The 20,001-nt window shown below is 30.9% G+C and carries 20 protein-coding genes; all 20 read right to left on the bottom strand.

What is annotated here, in order from left to right; genetic code table 11:
* Positions 1 to 2: 2 nt before the first annotated feature.
* Positions 3 to 188, bottom strand: a complete 186-nt coding sequence (locus GKG00_RS05465; RefSeq protein WP_002416380.1) for a transposon-encoded TnpW family protein — start codon at positions 186 to 188, stop codon at positions 3 to 5.
* 158 nt (positions 189 to 346) lie between these two features.
* Positions 347 to 1,048 carry a replisome organizer gene (locus GKG00_RS05460; RefSeq protein WP_154254633.1) on the bottom strand — a complete coding sequence of 234 codons (702 nt, stop codon included), beginning with the start codon at positions 1,046 to 1,048 and terminating at the stop codon, positions 347 to 349.
* 71 nt (positions 1,049 to 1,119) lie between these two features.
* Entirely contained in the window at positions 1,120 to 2,193 is a 1,074-nt protein-coding gene (locus GKG00_RS05455; RefSeq protein WP_142959437.1) for a PDDEXK nuclease domain-containing protein, read from the bottom strand.
* 424 nt (positions 2,194 to 2,617) lie between these two features.
* Positions 2,618 to 3,145, bottom strand: coding sequence for a PcfB family protein (locus GKG00_RS05445; RefSeq protein ID WP_154254632.1), 528 nt, complete (start codon positions 3,143 to 3,145; stop codon positions 2,618 to 2,620).
* Between the two features lie 183 nt (positions 3,146 to 3,328).
* Complete coding sequence (locus GKG00_RS08880; protein WP_172976489.1) at positions 3,329 to 3,502, bottom strand: hypothetical protein; 174 nt, start codon at positions 3,500 to 3,502, stop codon at positions 3,329 to 3,331.
* A 73-nt stretch (positions 3,503 to 3,575) separates the two neighbouring features.
* A complete protein-coding gene (gene mobQ, locus GKG00_RS05440; protein WP_154254631.1) occupies positions 3,576 to 5,207 on the bottom strand; it encodes a MobQ family relaxase in 1,632 nt (543 codons plus the stop codon).
* A 333-nt stretch (positions 5,208 to 5,540) separates the two neighbouring features.
* Positions 5,541 to 5,831 carry a DUF3847 domain-containing protein gene (locus GKG00_RS05435; protein ID WP_154254630.1) on the bottom strand — a complete coding sequence of 97 codons (291 nt, stop codon included), beginning with the start codon at positions 5,829 to 5,831 and terminating at the stop codon, positions 5,541 to 5,543.
* A gap of 265 nt (positions 5,832 to 6,096) precedes the next feature.
* Positions 6,097 to 6,513 (bottom strand): sigma factor-like helix-turn-helix DNA-binding protein, encoded by a 417-nt coding sequence (locus tag GKG00_RS05430; RefSeq protein WP_154254628.1) that lies wholly within the window; start codon positions 6,511 to 6,513, stop codon positions 6,097 to 6,099.
* A gap of 283 nt (positions 6,514 to 6,796) precedes the next feature.
* Positions 6,797 to 8,173 (bottom strand): MATE family efflux transporter, encoded by a 1,377-nt coding sequence (locus tag GKG00_RS05425; RefSeq protein ID WP_154254626.1) that lies wholly within the window; start codon positions 8,171 to 8,173, stop codon positions 6,797 to 6,799.
* 1 nt (position 8,174) lies between these two features.
* On the bottom strand, positions 8,175 to 10,655 hold the full coding sequence (locus GKG00_RS05420; RefSeq protein WP_154254624.1) for a PEP/pyruvate-binding domain-containing protein: 2,481 nt from the start codon (positions 10,653 to 10,655) through the stop codon (positions 8,175 to 8,177).
* Between the two features lie 23 nt (positions 10,656 to 10,678).
* A complete protein-coding gene (locus tag GKG00_RS05415) occupies positions 10,679 to 11,275 on the bottom strand; it encodes a TetR/AcrR family transcriptional regulator (protein WP_154254622.1) in 597 nt (198 codons plus the stop codon).
* 126 nt (positions 11,276 to 11,401) lie between these two features.
* The gene (locus GKG00_RS05410; RefSeq protein WP_143568401.1) at positions 11,402 to 13,243 is read right to left on the bottom strand and encodes a recombinase family protein; all 1,842 of its coding nucleotides are present in this window, start codon (positions 13,241 to 13,243) and stop codon (positions 11,402 to 11,404) included.
* Positions 13,244 to 13,282: 39 nt separating this feature from the next.
* Positions 13,283 to 14,335 (bottom strand): type IV secretory system conjugative DNA transfer family protein, encoded by a 1,053-nt coding sequence (locus GKG00_RS05405; RefSeq protein WP_154254620.1) that lies wholly within the window; start codon positions 14,333 to 14,335, stop codon positions 13,283 to 13,285.
* Positions 14,328 to 15,062 (bottom strand): phage antirepressor Ant, encoded by a 735-nt coding sequence (locus tag GKG00_RS05400; RefSeq protein WP_000625112.1) that lies wholly within the window; start codon positions 15,060 to 15,062, stop codon positions 14,328 to 14,330. The genes GKG00_RS05405 and GKG00_RS05400 overlap by 8 nt, the downstream gene beginning before the upstream one ends.
* Positions 15,059 to 15,544, bottom strand: a complete 486-nt coding sequence (locus GKG00_RS05395) for a PcfB family protein (protein ID WP_000606597.1) — start codon at positions 15,542 to 15,544, stop codon at positions 15,059 to 15,061. The genes GKG00_RS05400 and GKG00_RS05395 overlap by 4 nt, the downstream gene beginning before the upstream one ends.
* On the bottom strand, positions 15,537 to 16,364 hold the full coding sequence (locus tag GKG00_RS05390) for an ATP-binding protein (RefSeq protein WP_000793094.1): 828 nt from the start codon (positions 16,362 to 16,364) through the stop codon (positions 15,537 to 15,539). Before GKG00_RS05390 ends, GKG00_RS05395 begins: the two co-directional genes overlap by 8 nt.
* Positions 16,361 to 17,134, bottom strand: a complete 774-nt coding sequence (locus tag GKG00_RS05385) for a replication initiator protein A (protein WP_001008418.1) — start codon at positions 17,132 to 17,134, stop codon at positions 16,361 to 16,363. The genes GKG00_RS05390 and GKG00_RS05385 overlap by 4 nt, the downstream gene beginning before the upstream one ends.
* 83 nt (positions 17,135 to 17,217) lie before the next feature.
* On the bottom strand, positions 17,218 to 17,499 hold the full coding sequence (locus GKG00_RS05380; protein ID WP_001267200.1) for a CD1845 family protein: 282 nt from the start codon (positions 17,497 to 17,499) through the stop codon (positions 17,218 to 17,220).
* Positions 17,500 to 17,562: 63 nt separating this feature from the next.
* Positions 17,563 to 19,473, bottom strand: coding sequence for a lysine--tRNA ligase (gene lysS / locus GKG00_RS05375; protein WP_154254618.1), 1,911 nt, complete (start codon positions 19,471 to 19,473; stop codon positions 17,563 to 17,565).
* A gap of 2 nt (positions 19,474 to 19,475) precedes the next feature.
* A complete protein-coding gene (greA, locus tag GKG00_RS05370) occupies positions 19,476 to 19,955 on the bottom strand; it encodes a transcription elongation factor GreA (protein WP_094207265.1) in 480 nt (159 codons plus the stop codon).
* Positions 19,956 to 20,001 lie beyond the last annotated feature (46 nt).

The following is a 20,001-nucleotide window of genomic DNA, read 5'->3' as shown; positions in this document are numbered from 1 at the left end:
TTCTAATCATTTTTATCGACTTTTTGATGTTTTTCTCTCTCCATTTCTCTAATCATTATGCGTTTTAATTTGTCTTGCATTGTTTCCGTTGCATTTTCATTAAAGTGAACAACAACCTCATAGGTTGCTTTACCAATTTTCTTTATGGTTTTTGTTCCCGTATTCTGTTCATTTTTATTTTCGTGCATATATTTTTCCTCCTGTTTGTTTCGATAAAAAAGACGATTAGATTTTTAATTTTCTAATCGCCTTTAAAGTGTCATATTTATATTTTTATTATCTCTGGCATACTTTTATACCTTTTTAGACTTAAAGTCTTTAATAGTGCCTTTCCACCTCTTTTTATCTATAAAGATTCTCCTACATCATAGTTCATTTTTTTATTTCCACCTTTCTGTCTTAGTTTTTCTTTATCTTCTTCATACCATTTTAAGATTGTCGCATAGTGGTTTTGATAGGTCTTACCACTGCTTTCCATGTATCTTGATAGTTTATTTATCATTATGTCTGTGTGTGAATTTAGTTTTTCTTTAAGATTTTTATATTCTTCTTTGCTTAACCTTACATTTTTGAATTCTCCATAAAAGATGGGGGTGGACTGTTCTTCTCTCCCCTTATCTATACTAACCTTATCTAATCTACCCTTATCTATACTGGGTTGACCACTTGACAACCTTTGGTTAACCAGATGACAACCAACTTTTTCTTCTGAAATGTATGCTCCATTTTCCGTTTGATAAAGCTGTTGTTTCTGCTCTATATACATTGTTGGCTTATATCTGTCTTTTCTAATATAGTTATTTATCTTCCAATGAGTAATGACGATAATTCCCTGATCAAAGACTATCACAAAGCCTTTGGCAATAAGTATTTTTAGGTCATCTTCATTCGCTCCGATAATTTTGATGATTTTCTTAGGATTATTTACAAAACCATCATCATCTGCCCTCATTGATAAATGAAAATATAGGCATTGACTACTTAGTGGCATATCCAAAAATAAGTCGCTATCAACTATCTTTAGTGAAAACATTCTTTTATCTGCCATGCTCTCCTACCTTTCTTCAAATAAAAAAAGGCGATAGTTTTCACTTCTACCGCCTTTTGTAAGTTCATATTTTATTTTTCTGAATCTAATTCTTTTATAGACTCTTCTATTTCTTCAATAGATGGTAAGCTACTTTTATATTCCTGCTCAAGTAGTTTGCTAATTTCATACTTACTTATTCCTATTGGCTGTGAGATATTTTCAAGCGAATATTCAGCGACTACATTATCTTTATCTCTGCAAATTAGTATTCCTATGGTTTGATTATCACTATTTGATTTCATATTCTTATTTACAGCTGTTACATAGAAATTGAGTTGACCTGCAAATTCCGGCTTAAATTTTTCTGTCTTTAATTCTACTACAACATAGGAGTGTAGTTTAACATGATAGAAAAGTAAGTCCATATAAAAATCACTTTCTCCAACCTTGATATGGACTTGCCTACCCATGTAAGAAAATCCTGTCCCAAGTTCCAAAAGAAAAGAAGTTATTTGATTTACTAATGCTTCTTCCAACTCTCTTTCATCATATTTATCCCTTATTGTTAGAAAATCAAAGTTGTATGGATCTTTTATTGTTTGCTTAGCTAATTCAGATTGGACAGCCGGTAATCTATTATCAAAATTAGTAACTGCATTCCCAACCCTTTTATATAAATCTCCATCAATCTGATGTTCCAAAACCGTCCTGCTCCATCCATTTTCAATGGTCTTATCTATATAAAACAAAGCCTCTTTGACATCTTTACACTTATACATAATCCTTTGATTATGTCCCCAAGGAATACTTTTTATTCTTCTTTCAATATCCGATAATTGGGTTACAGCTTGTAACCCAATTAGGTAATCATTATAAAAGTTATACCAATATCTTATGTGTTTTAAGTTTACGGCTGAAAATCCTCCCATGTCTGGAAATTCTTTTCTTAAATCACTACTCAATAATTTTAGAAAACTATCACCCCAAGAATATTGTTTTTGTTTTTCAACAATTTCTTTCCCCAAGTTCCAATACAAATCAAGCAACTCATAATTAACTTTTACTGCTGCTTTTAATTGACTACGTCTAACTTTTTCCTTTAAATCTAAAAGTAATTTTTTATATTCACTATCTCCTATAATATCTAAATCTTTTTTATCCATTCTAATCACTCCAATCTAATTCTTTATTTTATTCTATTTCTTGCACCAATGGTGGGAGTTTTAATCTTTTTATCACAATCAGCTTACAGTAAACAAGCTCATTTTATCATTACACATTTAGTTTAATTAATGTGATTATACCAAAAATGTTAAATCTTTTCTATCTCTCCCTCTCTCTCTTTATCTATCTCTATATCTTTCTCTATCTCTATCTCTTGTCGGACATGGGTTGGACTAATTAAGGACAATGTCCTCTGTTTATTTTGTCTGTGAAAAATTCCTCTTTTAATTTTATCCAATAATATCTTTTGTTTGTTGCCATATCTGCTCCTTTCTTGATTTTCGATAATCGAAATTCTTGATTTCCGATTTTCGGAAGTCTTGTTATTATGGTTATCTAAGGGTGTAACTTTTCGTTACTCCCTTAGATTTCTCTGGTCATATCTTTTTTGCTTGGTTTTACTTTTTCTTTTACTTTTCTTTTTACTTTCTCTTTTGTCTTATCCTTGTTCCTGGACAGGTCTTTATATTTCTTTATTTGTTTTAGGATACTTTCTTTTTCTTTTTTATTTTCCTTGGCTATGACTTGCTTAAAGGCATATTCCATTACTTTTATGTCTTTGGCTTGGAAGAATATTTCATAGTTTTGGCTTTCTTTGTTTTTCATTACTGAGAAACTTACTCCAAGTTTGTTTAGTTCTTTTTTTAAGTCTTTGAGGTCGCTTTGATCTATGCTTATATTTTCTAGTTGTCCTTTTTTATATAAGTCTTTTATTTTCATTTCATCGCCCATAAGACTTTTTAAGTTTCCATTTGCTTTTTCTAAAGTTTCATTCATCTTTTTTCTTATTTCTTTGTCTAAGTTGATTGATTCTTTTGCTGCCTTTATTGTGTATGTTATTATGGTTTGTGCTGCTTGACCTGCTTCTTTGCTTATTTCTTCGTTTATCATGTTTTATCTCCTTTGTTTGAATTAAAAAAAGGGAAGTATAGGCTTTAATTTTTCTATACTTCCCTTTGCTTGTTTTTATTTTATTGTTCTTGGTGGTGGAATGCTTTATTTTGATGTTTTTATAGATTACTTAGGTCTTTGTACCTTTTGTTGTTTTTCTGCTCTTATTTTGCTTTTCCACCTTTAGTAGTTTATGTGTGTTCTTTTGTCTGATAGATAGTTTTTCATGTTGGAATATATAATCTGTATTTCTTCATTGCTCATTGATTTTATTTCTTCTGTGCTTTTATATGTTTTGTATGTTCCATCTTGATCTGCTTTTATGAGTTCATTTATTATCTCTTGCCTTTTATTCATCTCTATTACCTCCTAGATCTGCCTTTATTTTCTTTGTCATATTATAGCTTGGATAAGATATTTTTACCAGGTCTTATCTTTCTTGATTTTTGTAATAGTCTTTGGTCATTTGTCTTTTTTTATTAAAATTATCACTGTCTTGCTTATACTCTTTTATCTTTTTTATGATACTTTCTTTTTCTCCTCTCTTAATCGCCTTGTCAATTTCTATTGATAGGTCGATACCATATTCTTCATTCACTACTTCTACTGCATATTTGATATGATTTATTTCCTTGTATCTTCCCCTTATCTTTTCTGACTCTGTATTTAGTTTACTGATTTCATCTTCTAAGTTTTTAATTTCTCCTAACCATTCTTTTTCTCTTAAGTTTTTCTTTCCACTGATTTTTTCAATTAAGCTTCTTGCCCTTATATGTTGGTCTATTTCCTTTTGATTATTCTTGTAGAAGCTTTCTTTGAATATTTTCTTGCTTTCATATTCTTGATAGGTTGCTTTTGTTTTTCTTACAGTCTTTGCATAGGCTAAACATTTGTTAATGTCTTCTATCTTTTGACTATTTTCTTTTATGGTCTTATATATTTCAGAGTTTTTGCATCTTAGGTTATTTATATGTCCTTGTAGGTCTGATATGGTTTTTATTTTGTTTTCCCTTAGATAATTTATTCCACCTGCATATCTTTTTAGATCATAGATTGCCTTGTTTCTTTTCCCATAAAATGATAATTCAGCTCTATTATTTTCTTGCATTTCTTGATAGAAGCTTAAATATTCATAGAGGTTAAAGAGTCCTGATTCATTTATTTGCTTTTTACTTTGGTCTTTATATTCCCTATATGATTCTTTTAGCTTATCTTTGAAGCCTGCTAACCATGATGATATTTTCTTTATTTCATTGCCTATGTTTTTTAATAGTTCATTCTGTTTTTTTATTTCACGATTTATATCTCCTTTTTCTGTTCTTATTCCTTTTCTTTCCATTGCACTGGCACTTGCTCCTAGATGTATTGTTGGTATTTGTTTTATGCCTTGTCTTTCAAAACTCCTATGGTCTACTCTTTTTTCTATCTTGTTTCTTGCTAGATATTCATTGCAAAGGTCTGAAAAATTTTCTCTCCATTTTTCTACATTGCCCTTATCATTCCAGGTTGTTAGTTCTACTTTTCTTGTTTTAGGTTTTCCATTTTTGTTTAATACTTTTTCTCCTTTTTCATCTAGGATATATTCTTTTTTACTTTTTTGCCCCCATGTTCCATCTTCATTTATTGGTCTTACTATGGTCATTATATGAGCATGAATGTTTTGATTTCCCTCTCTACTTTCATCATGAATTGCTAGGTCTACTATCATTCCCTCTTTTACAAAATTGTTTTGAACATATTCTTCTATCATCTTTTTATTTTCTTCTATGCTTAACTCTTTTGGTAGGGATATAATAAAGTTTCTTGCAAGTTGGGAATTAGAATTTTTCTCAAATAGTTCTACCGAGTTCCACAAGGTTTTTCGGTCTTTATATTCTTTTGGTGCGTGATCTGGTAAATATATTTCTTTGCTTATTACTCCATGTTTTTTGGTGTAGTCATGGGTTACTCCGTCCCATTCATTTTTTATTTTTTCTCCACTTATATATGCTGCACTTGCTACTGCACTTTTGCCTTTACCTCTTGATATTATGTTTACTGAAAAATGAAAACTGTCTGCCATTTTTATCACTTCCTTTCTTTCTTGTTGTTTTAGGTGGAGGCTTAATAGATTTTTATATCCTCTTTGCAAATGAGCGTTTTGAAATGATAGAATTGAAAAAGCCGACTACTGAATTAGTTTTTGTTGTTTCAGTATGTCGGCTTAATTGTTACTTTCATTTCAAATTTTAAAAGTCAAGGGCGAGCGTTAGCGAGTTTATTTACCCTTGACTTTGAAAAAGCGAATGGTTGTTGCTCCCTGCAAGGGTTTGGCTCCAAAGGCACGCAAGCACCCTTTAGGGTGTATAATTGCGCCCTTAGAAAATCTAAGGGAGATTTAATTATTTTATTTTTCCTAATTTTCTCTCATTATTTTTAGTGTTTCTTTAAATTCTTTTGTCTTTGTTGCTTCTTCTAATAGGATTTTTATTTCTTCATCTGTTAGTTCTTCTGCATTTTCTATAAGGCTTTCTACTATTGCTCCTCTTGTTATGAGTCTATGAGTTCTTTCTTTTCTTCTTTTTATTATGTCTTGTTTTAATATCTTCTTTTCTCGATTTTTTAGTTGCCTTAATCTTTCTTCTGTATTGTCTATTTTATCTTTTATTTCTTTTGACTCTCGTCTTATTTGTTCTAATTTTTTCATACAAAACTCCTTTCTTGCAATATAAAAAGAGATAACATTTCTGCTATCCCTTTTAAAGTTTCATTATTAGAATTTTATGTCTTTTGAAATATCATTTATGTTTCTATAATGATTTTCTATTTCTTCTTGCTTCTTTCTTTTTAATTGTTCTTCTCTTCTTCTAAATTGTTTTTCTTCTTCATTTTATGTTCCTCCATCTAATATTCTTCTGTTCTCTAAAGAAAGGCTAAGCACCTTTCTTTGATATTTAACCTTTCATCATTTTTTAGATTTTATCTTCTAAAATCTTTCTCAGTTTTTCTAAAATTCTATCCCTCCTCCCACTGATTGCTTGATGTGTAACTTTCTCTTTTCTGCTGATCGACCTTAGACTTTCTTCCCTGTAAAAGATGGCTTCTATTAACTCTCTTTCTTCTTTTGTTAGTGTAGCTAATGCCTTGTTTAGTTCTTCAATTTGCATTTTTACTTCTACGATTTTTTCCAAGTCTATTCTTTCATCTGTTATTGTTTCTACAAAGTGTCCATCATGATCCAGTGCTGAAAATGGAATTACATTATGCTTCCAATCTTTTCTTTGGAGATACTTTTTATGCTCTGTTATTTTCCAGTAGGCTTTATAAACCTCTTCACTTACAGGTACGGCTTTGCCTTTTACATAAAGGTAGTATTCTTTCTTATCCATGGTGTGTTCCTCCTTTTTAAGTTCTCTGTTTTGCTTTTTGAGAATAAAAAAGGAGGACTTCTACACTTTGGCGTAAAATGTCCTCTCGGCTCAAAAACTAATGTTTTATATGATTTATTATTTTGTTGGTTTCGATAAAGAGTTATTGCTATGTGTAAGTAATCCCAACCATAAAAAAGGATAAATGTATCTTATGTGAATAACAGAATTTAGTGTTCCCATTATTTATCCCTCCATTACTTAGCTACATATTTTTCCCTCCTAAATAAATCTTTTATAAACTTTAAATGCCATCTTTTTTGCATTTATCATTAGCAAATTTTATTTTCCTAACTAAGATAACAGCTAAACCAAATGACAAAACATCTGCCACTGGTTGAAGCAAATATATTCCAAATTGCCCAAATATATTTGATAAAATATACAATAACGGAATATAAAATATTCCTTGTCGTGAAATTGAAATTATTGATGCCCAAAAATATTGTCCAATATTTTGCATTAGCATACTACTAATCGCAAAGTATCCTAAAAGTGGCATTGTAATACATTGCATACGCAGTATCTCTGTACCGGCTAAAATAACTTCATTATCATTTGACATTGTTCTAATAAGCGGTTCAGAAAAAACATATAACAAAATAGCCGCTATAATTAAAAATAAAGTACCTCCTGTTACTGCAAATTTAAAAGCCTTTTTTACTCTATCATATTGCTTTGCCCCGTAATTCATCGCACAGATAGGCTGAAAACCCTGACCCCAGCCTATCATTATCATATATGCTAATGCTAATATCCTTGAGCTTATTGTTAATGCTGCTATAACACCATCACCGTATTTTGCGGCTACAACATTCAGTAAAATTAAAGCGATACTTGTGATAAATTGTCTTGAAAAATTAGGCATTCCTCCTGCCAGAATATGATATACTCTATCTTTATTTATTCTTACTTTTTTTAAATCAACAGCAGTATTTCCATTTTTTTCTGATAAATTCGTTAATACGATGCAACCTGTAATTTGTCCTATCAATGTTGCATATCCAGCTCCAATAAAGCCGAATTTAAACCCAAACATCAATACAGGATCCAGAACCATATTGACAACCATTCCTATCAATAATCCTATCATTCCATCTTTCACATTCCCACAAAGTCTTAATTGATTGTAAAGAGTAATAGAATAAAGACCAAATGGTATGCTGACAATAATCACCTTTAGATACTGCACTGTAAAATTCAACAAACTTTCAGAAGCACTTCCACCTATAAATTTTGACAACGGTAAAACAAAAAACCATGATAAAATAGCTATTAAAATACCAATGACAATAGCAAAGAGAATTCCAATAGACGATATAATTTCTGCTTCCCTTTCTTCATTTTCTCCAATTTTTTTTGACATTATGTTTCCACTTCCATACCCAAACCAAAATCCAATAGCTTGAATAAAACTCATAAAGCTAAACACGATACCGATAGCAGCTGTCATGGATTTATTATTTAAAATACCGACAAAAAATGTATCAGTCAGATTATAAATTACCATGACAAGCATACCTATAATGGTAGGAATAGAAGTTTTCACTAATAATGGCAGAAGATTATCGTTTAAAATGGCTTTTCTTTTCAATTCTTTTTTATTATTACTTGAGTTCATACTACAAACCTCTAACTACACCTTTATTACCGTCTACTTGAATCATATCCCCATCTTTGTATTTTGTAGTTGCAAAGCCCACTCCAAGCACTGCCGGAATATTAAACTCTCTTGCAACAATTGCAGCATGGCTTAATGCCGCTCCCGTATCAGCCACAACTGCACTTGCCAGCTTAAATAATGGTGTCCACTCCGGATCAGTAAGATGGCAAACTAAAATATCGCCTTTTTGCATCTTATAAAATTCTTTCGGACTATTTATTATGCACACTTTTCCGGCTGCAATACCGGCACTTCCACTTACCCCCTTTAGGACATCGCCATTTGTTTCAAAAATTAACAATTTTGATGCATCCCATACTTTTATTGCTAAAGGAAATTTTTCATTTCTCCTATTTATTTTTCTCTTATCCGATTCATTTAAGCTACCCCTATTCATCACTTCCAAAAGTTCTTTATGAAACAGATTTGCAATCCCAACTTCATAATCTTCACTGCCAAGAAGAATGTAGTTTATTCTTTTGACACATTGTCTTACATAATAAAATAAGGTTTCCCAGATATATTGGCTTTCTTCACGAACCACATGAAAATATCTGAAATATTCTATTTGTTTTTCTATATCTTGATACTTGTTTCCATAAATTTCTTTTAGCCTTATCATTAACTTGGAAAAATCTTTCCCTTGCTTAATCTCATCACTATTTTCATCCGTATTTAATATAGGTCTTAATATATTTATTAGCCTATCAGGATCTTCAATAAATGTTTTTGCAGATAAACAATAGCAATTATAATCAGATTTAAATCCGTTATCTCGCATAAACTTATCTGTTATATCTCTAAAGTCATCATAATTTTCATATAATTCTTTATAACTTTCTCCGGATATAATAGTTCTTTTTAAAGCTTCATTTTTTCTTATCTCACGAGCCATTTTATAGACATCATTTGTAACCACTGATGTTTTATTATCTAAGTCCCAATAAAAATCAAATGATGAATAATTAGCATTTACTTTTTTGATTATTTTAGTGAATTTTTTATCGTTTAAAACAGATGGGAATAAAGCGTATTTGAATCTGTCATAAGCCAATTTTTGTAAAAGAATATAGCTATCTTCCATAAAATTTTTGCATTCTTCTAATGTCATGTTTTCAAAATTTAAATGCTTAATTTTTTCTATTTTAGACTCATATATTTTCATAAAATCGTTGCACTTATGATAGCAACCATTAAAATCTTTCATATTTTTTAAAATCTTAAAAAACTTAAATATATTTTTATTGATTCGCTTACCTGCGTCAGAAAAAGTTTGTATTCCATCATCATCTATAATTGGATTTCTTGGTAAAACAATTCCGCCTTCTAATAAAGTATTAACTTTCTGATCATTTATTGCTGCCAGATAGTCGAAGTCAAGCGCTCTATGTGCAAAAGGCATTTTTTCTAAAAAAAATGACATCACTTCTCGTGTACTTTTATTGATTTTTTTACCCTTTGTATATTTTTGTACTAAACTATCTTCAGATATGTGATTGGTAGAACTTTTCAATGTAGTAATAGCTCTTGCCTGTAAAATATATACTTCATCATCTTTAATTGCCCACTCAATATCCATTGGCATTTTATAATGCTTTTCAATCTTCAAACCAGACTTTATTAGCTCTGATATTTCTCTATCATTTAATGCTCGTTTTTTTCGATCATTGTCATCTACCGTTACCTCTACCGTGTTTTTCTCTCCATATATAATCTGTGTTTCCTTGCTTCCAATAGCTACTTCAATAATTTCTCCATTTTTGCCAACAATATAGCTATCTGCTGTAACTCTTCCGCTTACAACACTTTCTCCTAAACCATAACTCGCATTGATTTGCATCTCATTTTCTTTTTTACTTACCGGATTCACAGTAAACAAAACACCTGCTTTTTCGCTTTCTACCATTTCCTGAATAACAACAGCAATCGAAACGGAGCTTTGGTCATAACCTTGATGTAATCTATAGCTTACAGCTCTATTCCCCCAAAGTGAAGCATAACAATTACGCACCCCATTTAATACACTTTCAATACCTTGAACATTTAAATAAGTTTCTTGTTGCCCTGCAAAACTGGCATCCGGTAAATCTTCTGCCGTTGCTGAAGAACGCACTGCAACTCTTGTATTATTTCCAAGATTAAAATATTTTTCTCTTATTGCATTTTCCAATTGCTCAGGAAATTTCCCAGACTTTATCTTTCCTCTAAAATGCTCAGCTTCATTTAGAAGTGTTTTTTCATCATCTGCTGATTTTTTAATTCCATTTTCAATGAGGCTATCAATATCATTTACTTTTAAAAAATCTCTATATGCGTCTGCTGTTATAACAAAACCACTTGGAACATTTATTTTAGCCGAAGTCATTTCTCCAAGATTAGCTCCCTTACCTCCAACAATTAATACATCTTCCTTTTTTATCTCATTAAAATCCAGAATCATTTCTATCACCTTCCTTTTTACAATTAAATTTCTATATATTTAAAAACAATGCTTTGTATATAAATATTAAGTACTTCCTCAAATGTATCTTCATTAAAATGGAAATAATTTGAACATAGAACAAAGCTTCCAACAAAGGCATTTGATAAACCTTGCTTATCTACACTTTTTACTACATTGTTTTTGTACCAATAATCTATTAACCTATCCAAAAAATCCCCATATAGATTTTCTACTCTATTCACTTTCTTTGAATCTTGACTCGCAAATATTCTAAATGCCTCTTGATAAATTTCCTGATTTTTAATTTTCTCAGTCATGTCTATTGAATACTTGAAAATTACCTCTGAAAGGTATTTTTTAGGATTCGTAAGTGAATTTGAAAATTCTTTTTCAATGTTCTCCAATTTTTGTATTGCCCTATATGCCATTAAGTCAATGACAAGAGATTCTTTATCTTTCCAAAAATTATAGAAACTCCCTTGAGCTATTCCGACTCTTTTTGTTAATTCCGAAATACTAAGTGATTTTGTACCTTTCTCATGAAATAAATCAAGAGCAGTTTCCATAATACTTTCTTTAATTTTTATCTTTTCTTCTTCTGTAAATGCTTTTGCCATTTTAAGCCTCCAAATATTATAAATATATCTATGAATTTTCTATTTTTTATTCATAGATATCATAGCATAAGCAAACACAAAAGTCAATGAATATTTTATTTTTTATTCATTGACTTCCCCGATATATTATTTAATTAAAATGTTCTGCATTTCACATACCGGTATCCCCGCTCTTTTCAAAACCTTTAACTTCTCCTGTTTTTTCTGCTTTCGCCTTGCTTTATACCTTTCCTCATACTCCTGTTGTTTCCCATTTGCTTTACGCTTTAGATAATTTTGATGAAGTCTGTCCCTTCTCTCATTAATTTTTCGTTCTTCTTCCTCAAGTTTTAAACGTTCTTCTTCGCTTAATTCTTCTTTTGGAACTTCATAATTTCCGATGAAGTTAAAATATATTTCTATCTTTTGCTTTGATGTTTGACTGCCTTTTCTATCCCTTTCATGAATGATAATCTTCTCTACAAATTCATTTATCATTGTGTTTGTGAGTTCATCAAAGTTTTCATAACGACTAATAAGGGATATAAATTTTCTTGTCTTGTCTGTTTCTTTTTCATATCTTGATATCGCAAGATCTAAGTCTTCAATCTCTTTGCTTAGGACTCTTTGCTCTGTTTCGTATTGGCTATTAAGTATCTCATATCTACTACTTGGTATTTTTTCTAGTATCATATCCTCGTAAATACGGCACATAAGCCTTTCTAACTCTTGTATCCTCGACTTATTATTAATTAGCCTTACTCTTTGTTTTTCTATCTCTACTTTTTCCTTTTCTTCCATTTCATTTTGAATGGAATGAATAAATGCTTCATTATCCTCATTAAGATAATTTTTTATATCTTTTAATGTTTCTTGGATAAGGTTTATGACTACTTCTGCTTTTATCCTGTGAGCTGATGGACATAGCATTCCGCAAGGCACTTTCTTGTAATTACTACAAACATAATAAGGGATATTCTTATAGTTATTTGTCCTATGAACATACATCTTGCTTCCACAATCTGCACAATACATCAGTCCTGTTAGTGGGTGATATTCTCCCCAGCCATCAGGATACCTTTTTACATTTCCTCTTATCCTTTGCACATTATCAAAGGTTTCTTGGTCTATGATGGCTTCGTGAGTATTTTCAAAGATGAGCCAATTATCTTCGGATACATATTTACTTTTCTTATCCTTGAAATGCTTTCTTGTTTTAAAGTTAACTGTATGCCCTAAGTATTCTTTTTTCTTTAAGATACTTGCAATTGTGGAACTACACCAACGATAAGGATGTTCAAAGTTTTTGCTTTGATGTAATCCATATCCCAATTTTTGCTGATGATAAGCGGGTATATCTATCTTATCTGCTTCCAGTATCTTTGCTATTTTGTATGGTCCTGCTCCGTCCATTGTAAGATTAAATATTCGTCTTACTATCTGTGCTGCCTTTTCATCTACAATCCACTTATCTTTGTCTTTTTCATCTTTTATGTAGCCATAAGGCGGTGTGCTTGCCGTATGCTTTCCGCTTTCTCCTTTTGATCTAAATGTAGATTGTATTTTTCTTGAAGTATCTCTTGCATACCATTCATTCATAATATTTCTAAAAGGGGTAAAATCATCTTCTCTGTAAAAGCTGTCTACATTGTCATTTATAGCAATCAGTCTTACGCCCTTTTGTCTTAATATCTCCATACATTGACCGACTTTGAGATAATCTCTGCCGAGTCTACTCATATCCTTTACGATGATACAACCGATATTTCCAGTATTTACTCCATTCATCATTTCCATAAAGCCTGGTCTATCAAACTGTGTCCCGCTTATTCCGTCATCTGTAAAATGGATGATGTTGGTTAAATTATTCTTACTTGCATATTCTTCAAGGATTTTCTTTTGATTAACGATTGAGTTACTTTCTCCTTCAAGTTCATCATCTCGACTTAATCTCTCATAGAGTGCTGTTATCTTTTCAAAATTCCTCACTTTTTCCTCCTTCCTCTTAATTTCCTAAATAAAAAAGAATTAAGAAGTACATGTTTCACTAAAACAGTGATTAAGTGTTCTCCTTAATTCTATTACTCCTGCTGCCAGCTTATATTTCTTGTATTGCTTAACTGCAAAATGACTTGGATCTTTCTTTTCAAGAGCTTCAAAAAGCCTATCAATTGGGTTCATATAGGTTTCGTCATCTTCTCTAACCTCACTTGCGTCAATCATATCTAAGAGTGTTTTAAAATTCTTTTCTTCTTCAGGTGCTTCATAATAAATATACCCAATAAGAGCAGTGTAATATAACTTTTCAGCCTTTACCCAAAAATCTTCTCCTGCCTTTTCTCCATCTCCCTTGGTGTTAGCAATTATGGTTTGGACAAGCTTTAAAATATCTTTTTCACTTCTCAAGTATGCAAAGGGATTGTATTTCATAGATTTTTTAAAGTTTATTGTGTTTAATATCTTTATGTCGTAACCATTTTCATAAAGCATTTTTCCACATTCTAACACAAGTGTGCCTTTAGGGTCTGTTACTACATAGGAAGAATGCATTTGCATTAGATTTGGCTTTACATAAAATCTCGTTTTACCTGATCCAGAACCACCTATTACTAATACATTTTTATTTCTGGCATATTTAGGGTTTTTAGGTCTTGAGTTCATTGTTAGTCTTTCGGTATTAGTTATGAGAACATTGTTTTCAAACTTAGGGTCAATATATGGAGCAATATCCTTACTTTCTCCCCATCTTGCAGATCCATATTCCTTGCCTTGCCTATATTTCTTTTTGTTTTTACCTTTGCTGTAAACAATTAACTTAACAAGACCAGCAACTGAAATACCTACTAACAAGTCCCTTGGATTAAGGCTTGGTATATAAGATAAAGTTCCTATATCAGAAATTCCCACCATTATTTTATCAATAATATCTCCTCCTACATAAGAATTGATGTGCTTAGAAAAGATATTTCCAATGTAGAAGAATGATAGATAGGGAATGTTTGATAATATAAATTTCTTTGGGTTGTCTATTTTAATTAGGTTTTTAATATCAGAAAGAATGGCTTCTAATATCTTATTCATCGTAGAAACCTTCACTATCTAATAAAATTAGTAGGTAGTGTCTTCCCTTTGGTGTTATTAATGTTTGTATTCCTACAAGTGTACCTAGTGGATCAATCCATTCTTTTACTTCAAAATATCCCTTGTTCTTATCTGCATAAGGTAAGAGTTTCTTTTTCTTATCTCTGTAAATTAATCCCTTATCCATTAGAAAACTTATAAATTGATTTTGTGGTATTCCTAACTCTTTGGCAGTATTTCTAAAGTTTGTAAGTAGGTTATAATCTACTAATTTGTCATAATAATCTGCCTTTGGTCTTAATTCTTCAATTTCTTCTTCTCTTTCAGCAATAATTCTATTGGCTACAAGAATTGCATCTGCAAGTAGATCTTCATTAGTTTTCTTTTCTTGCCCTACTATATATCCTCCGTTTTTTCTAATACTTGGTAAGACTTCTCTAGTTACCCAAGCTTTGAATATTTTTGCTTGTGGTAGTTTTGATGAGAGGATAAGTGAATACAATCCTGATTCGTTAATTATTGAAATATTCTGTATTCCTCCAGGGGTGTTCCATTTCGTTACACCCTTATCTTCTTCGTCTACATGGTCATAAATAGCTTTTCTGGGATTGACATATCCTAGCATAGTTGCTACTTCATTTGCTATAAAGAAAAACTCACCGTCTTTTTCTATAACAGTGAGTTTCCCAAAATTCTTATTTTCAAATGTTTTTAAATTACTTATCATAAGCTTTGCTCCTTATGTTTATTTTTAACCTTATCCTTACTGATGGTGTCCTTAGCCATATCTTTAAACTTATTTATAGTCTTCGTTATTGAATCTTTTCTATCGGCCTTTTTTTCAGAAGCCTTAACTGCTTTTTTAAAGGCGTGTTCCATTACTTTTATATCCTTAGATTGAAAAAACACAGAGTGGTTACCAGTTTCCTTATCTTTCATAACAGAAAACTTCACTCCGTGTTTGTTTAAAATTTTCTTTAATTCTTTTAACTCAGGATCTTTTAGATTAATTTCTTCTAACTGTCCCTTTTTAACCATATCCTTTAGTTTTACTTCTTCTCCATTATTTTTTATTACATTTTTCAAGCCTCCTTGATCTTCTATTTGCTTGTGAACTTTCTTTAAGGCATCAAGAATTGCTTTACTTGTTGCTTTTGCAAGCCTTACTTCAAGGTTAAGACTCGACCTAGATACTTCTTCATTAATCATCTATTCCACCTCCATATAAAAGTAACTCTTTGTATTTTCTTAACTTCTCTTGATGGATTTTTCTTCTAAAATCTTCTCCCGTAACTTTAACTGGTATTGTCATTTCAAGTATTCTTGAATATATCCTCTGATACTCAAGTTCAATATTAGGATTTTGAATAATTTCCAATGATAAGTTTGTAGTAAAAATTGTCGGCCTACCTTTTAAGTATCTTGAGTTTATAATGTTATATACTTGTTCTCTTGCATAAGATGTATCCCTTTCAATTCCAAGATCATCTAAAATTAACAACGGAATGTTTGATAGGTTATCTATAATTTCATTTGAATCTAGCTTAAATGCTGATTTTTGTATTTGATTTATAACCTGAGATAAATTCATAATCTTAACTTTAACTTGTTCTCTTTCAATTAATTCATTTGCAATAGAACAAGCAAGATAAGTCTTTCCACTGCCAACATCTCCATGAAATAAAAGTCCAACATTGTCTTCCTTCATTTGTTCAAAACTTTTAGCATAATTGTAAGCAACCTTGTAAGCTTGACCTTTTTCATTTAAGAATCTCTCAAAATTATATTGGTGTTGGAGTGGCGATGAGAAACAATCTCTTTTTAGCGATGATATTTTCATTAGTCTTTCTCTTTCTTCATTTTCCTTATCTCTTTTTATTTCACATTCACATTTAATTCTGGGAATAAACTTTGTAAAGCCAAGGTCAAGTAATTCTCCATCGACTCTTTTATCACATACCTTACAATAAATATGTCCATTTCTTTCAATATCATTTTCTCTTAATACAAAATCTTTTAAGTTCTTCATAAACTCTCTCCTATATCGTAATTCATTTTCCTTGTTGTATTATCATTAATGTTTTTTGCCTGATCATTAAGATACCAATTGATTATCGTTGCCTTGTAATCTTGATACACTCTGTTATTTGCTTTCATATATGACGACAACCTATCAATGTAGTCACTAATTCTACTTCCTAACTCATTTGTTAAGTCCTTGTATTCTTCATCAGTCAAAAATATGTTTTTATATATTCCATAAGGCTTTTGTCCCTTACTAAAATCATTCTTTCTTAACTCATTATTACTAATATTGTTATAGTTACCTTCCGATTTTCGGAAATCTTGAAGTCTGTTATTAGGAGTTCTTGAATTCCGATTATCGGAAGTCTGGACTTCTGCTTTTCGGAAATCTGGATTTCTATTATTTGAATCGGAGAAAACACTCATAAAATCTTTAACATATATCCTATTTGGTTTTCCAAGTCCTTGTCTTTTCTTTTCTATCAATCCAATTCCTGATTTTATATCAAGCTCATTTATAATCTTTAAGGCTTTATCATTAGCACAGTTAAATTGCTCTTTAATAGCATCCATTGTGTAGTAAATAAAGACTTTTCCATCTTCATCTATCCAGCCATTTTTATATGAAAGACCCATTCGATTAAGCATATATGAATACAAAACTTTAGCTTCAATAGAAATGCTCTCAAAAATCTCATCTTCCATTAATACCATAGGTAACCTAATGAAGTTATACATCTCAGATTGCCTATTATAAAAATAATCAAAATTCATTCCTACCTCCTCTCTTTAAAATAAAAAAAGACGACAGAATTATTGCTTTCTATCGTCTACGGTTGTCTTATATTTATTTTTCTTCAAATTGATTTTATTGTATAGTTTAATAATTCTAATAATCCAATAACATATATACCTAATTTAGGTAATCCAAATGGACTAAATAAAAATGCTAATATTAGTGCTTCAATTACAATTTGCTTGTCTCCTTGAAAAATGCTAGCTATTCCAATTATAAAAATCAAAGTAGAAACTACGCTTAACAACGCAGTACTCAAACTTAATATGAAGGTTAAAAAAGCTATGAGCAAACTCAACACTAATCTTATCGGTAATAAAATTATTCTAATTATCCATCTCATACATACTCCTAAAAATTAAACTGGGATTCATAACAAACCCCAGTTTCATAATTAGCGTGTCCTTTAATATAATTTTGATCCTGCTGGAATATTATCATCCAGCATTATTAAGTTAAGTTTTTCTTCACCGTCATACTCACAAATTGCAGATATAATCATACCTTCTGAGTCGATTCCCATCATCTTACGAGGAGGAAGATTACAAATTGCAAGTAGTGTCTTTCCAATTAAGCTCTCTGCGCTGTAATATTCCTTAATACCAGATAAAATAACTCTTTCTTTTTCAGAACCATCATCTAATGTAAATTTCAAAAGTTTTTTTGACTTAGGAACTTCTTCGCAGTTTTTAACCTTTACAACTCTAAAATCAGATTTTGAGAAAGTTTCAAAGTCTACCATATCTTCAAATAATGGTTCAACTTTCACTTTTGAAAGGTCAATTTCTTCTGTCGTAAGTTTGTCGTAAGTTTCGTAAGTTTCTTTTGACAAACCCCCATTTTCTGCCTTTTCTAAGCCTATTGGCTTCATTGTTGGGAACAACATTATATCTCTTATAGATTCGTTGTTAGTTAACATCATTATAAGTCTATCAACACCAATTCCCAAACCGCCTGTTGGTGGAAGTCCTACTTCTAATGCATTCAAGAAATCATAATCCATCATTTGAGCTTCGTCATCGCCATTCTCTCTAGCTTCAACTTGCTTTAAGAATCTTTCTTTTTGATCTATTGGGTTGTTCAATTCGCTAAATGCGTTTGCGATTTCTTTTGTACATACAAATGCTTCAAATCTGTGAGTATATCTTTCATCATCTGGATTTCTCTTAGCCAATGGACTTACTTCAACTGGATGACCCAATACAAATGTTGGTTGAACTAATTTTTCTTCGCAGAAATGTTCGAAACATTCGTTGATAATTTCGCCACGTGACATATTGTCTGAGATTTCAACATTGTTTGCTTTAGCAACTTCACGAGCTTGTTCATCTGTTTCAATTTCATCAAAATTTATGTCTGCGTATTCTTTTATTGCATCAACCATTGTTATTCTTTTCCATGGTGGTGTAAAGTCTATTTCTGTTTCTCCAAATTGAGCCTTCATAGATCCATTAACTTTTTCACAAACAAAAGCAACTAATTGTTCTGTGATATCCATCATATCATTGTAGTCAGCGTAAGCTTGATACAATTCTATTGCCGTATATTCTGGGTTGTGAGTGTGATCCATTCCTTCATTTCTGAACATTCTGCCCATTTCATAAACTTTGTCGAATCCACCTACAATTAATCTCTTTAGGTATAATTCGTTTGCTATACGCAAATACATATCGATATCTAATGTGTTATGGTGAGTTATAAAAGGTCTAGCATTTGCTCCACCAGCTATTGTGTTCAAAATTGGAGTATCAACTTCTAAGAATCCTTTTGTATCCAAAAATTCTCTGATTGCTGAAATAATTTTAGATCTTTTTATGAATGTATCTTTGATTTCAGGATTCATAATTAAATCCACATATCTTTGTCTATATCTCAAATCCGGATCTTTTAGTCCGTGCCATTTTTCAGGTAATATTTGTAATGATTTAGATAATAAATCTACAGTTTTTGTTCTAATGGATACTTCTCCGCTTTGTGTTTTGAAGATACATCCTTCTACACCAACGATATCTCCGATATCCATATTTTTTACTTTTGCATAATTTTCTTCGCCTAATTCATTTACTTTATTAAATAATTGAATTCTGCCAACAGAATCTTGTAAGTCCATGAAGTTAACTTTTCCATGTCCTCTTTTACTCATAATTCTTCCGGCTATTTTAACTTCTTTTCCGTCAAATTCGTCAAAGTTATCTAGGATTTCTTTTGTATTATTAGCATTGTCAAATTTTTCATGAACGTAAGGATTTTCATTTGCATCTAATAATTCTTGTAACTTTTGTCTACGAATTTGTAGCATTTCGTTTAAATTTTCCATTTTTATCCTTTCTTGACAGTTAATACCTTTAATTCTACGATTCCACCTGGCGTTTCAACTGTAGTAGTGTCACCAACTTTTAGGTTTAACAGAGCTTTTCCTGTTGGTGATTCATTTGAAATTCTACCTTCAAAAGGATCAGCTTCTGCTGTTCCTACTATTTTATATGTCATTTCTTTGTTTGACTTTAAATTTTTATAAGTTACTGTTGATCCCACTGTCACAACGTCTTTTTGATTTTCATCATCTTTAATAACTTTTGCATATAATAGCAAGTTTTCAAGATAGTTAATTCTTTCTTCTACTTGCGCTTGTTCATTCTTAGCTTCATCATATTCTGCATTTTCAGAAAGGTCGCCAAATCCTCTGGCAACTTTGATTTTCTCAGCTATTTCTGTTCTGCGAGTAGTCTTTAAAAACTCAAGTTCTTCTTTGTGTTGATCTAATCCTTCTTGAGTTAATAAAAATTCTTTATCTGCCATAATCTATTCTCCTTATTTTAACCATATATTCTAAAATTATATAACA

The organism is Finegoldia sp. BIOML-A1 (assembly GCF_009678325.1).
GTDB classification, from domain to species: Bacteria; Bacillota; Clostridia; order Tissierellales; family Peptoniphilaceae; genus Finegoldia; species Finegoldia magna.
The sequence above is the reverse complement of the archived record's forward strand: the minus strand, read 5'-3'. Positions and strand labels throughout refer to the sequence as shown.